Here is a 1,069-nt window from a genome sequence, read left to right as displayed (position 1 = left end):
GGCGGTAATAGCCGTACGTTGCCAGCCGCAGGCCGATATACACCGCGGTAAAGGCCAGCACAATCCAGGTGAGACTGCCGCCGTAAAGGATCATCATGATAAACACGCCGATCAGCATGATACCGTCCATGATCGCCCCGACCACGCTGGTGGTAAAGGTGGTACGCAGGATATCGAGCGAGCTGAAACGGGACTGAATGTCCCCGAGTTTACGCCGCTCAAAGTAACTGAGCGGCAGACGCAGCAGGTGCGTGAACAATCCGGACTGCCACTGGACGTTGATCAGCGTTTCCATCACCAGGCTTGCCCAGGCGCGGCACATACTGACGGCGGCTTTCAGCAGAATAAAGAACAGCAGCCCGATACAAATCAGGGACAACAGCCCCTGATCCCCGGCGGGGATCGCGTGGTCCATCACCAGCTGGGTACCGACCGGCATAATCAGCCCGATGGCCTCAATCACCACGGAAAACGCGAAGATTTTCAGCAGGGCTTGTTTCAGCCCGTGAATATTACCGATAAGCTTGCGCAGGCTGAGTTTTTTCACCACCTCCTGTTTGGTGAAGGTGCTGCCGGGCCAGGCTTCCAGTGCCACGCCGGTGAAATTGCGCGACATTTCCTCAATGCCGGCTACCCGGCGGCCGTACGCCGGGTCGTGCAGAATAAATTTATTACCGCTGATTTTGACCAGTACCAGGAAGTGATTGAAATCCCAGTGTAAAATACAGGGAAGCCGCAGATTCGGCAGATCATCCATATCCAGCGACAGGGCGCGGGTGGTCATCCCCAGCTCTGACGCCATGCCGGTCAGACCGGTCAGTGTCGCGCCGCGGGCCGAAAGATTGAACTTCTGACGCAGGGAAATCAGATCAATACTTTTACCGTAATGCGCGGAGATCATCGCAAGGCTGGCGAGGCCGCACTCGGATGACTCGGTCTGGTGAATAACCGGAATGCGTCTGTGCAGGCTGAGGTCGAGCTTTTCCAGCAGGTTTTTTAAGGATAAACGGCGCATACGGCCTCCCGGTCAGATAACAGAATCCGTTCTGTCATGGTGTGTCTGCTCCTG

Annotated in this window: 1 protein-coding gene; it reads right to left on the bottom strand. The window is 56.2% G+C overall.

Going from position 1 to position 1,069, the window contains the following annotated elements; all coding sequences use genetic code 11:
- Positions 1-1,015, bottom strand: a 1,015-nt coding sequence (locus R5268_RS19350) for a cysteine peptidase family C39 domain-containing protein (protein ID WP_317420516.1), incomplete at its 3' end; no start/stop codon positions are given.
- Positions 1,016-1,069 lie beyond the last annotated feature (54 nt).

Origin of the sequence: Morganella sp. BCCO 40_0007 (genome assembly GCF_032989665.1) — a bacterium.
In the GTDB taxonomy this organism is placed as follows: domain Bacteria; phylum Pseudomonadota; class Gammaproteobacteria; order Enterobacterales; family Enterobacteriaceae; genus Morganella; species Morganella sibonii.
The sequence above is the reverse complement of the archived record's forward strand: the minus strand, read 5'-3'. Positions and strand labels throughout refer to the sequence as shown.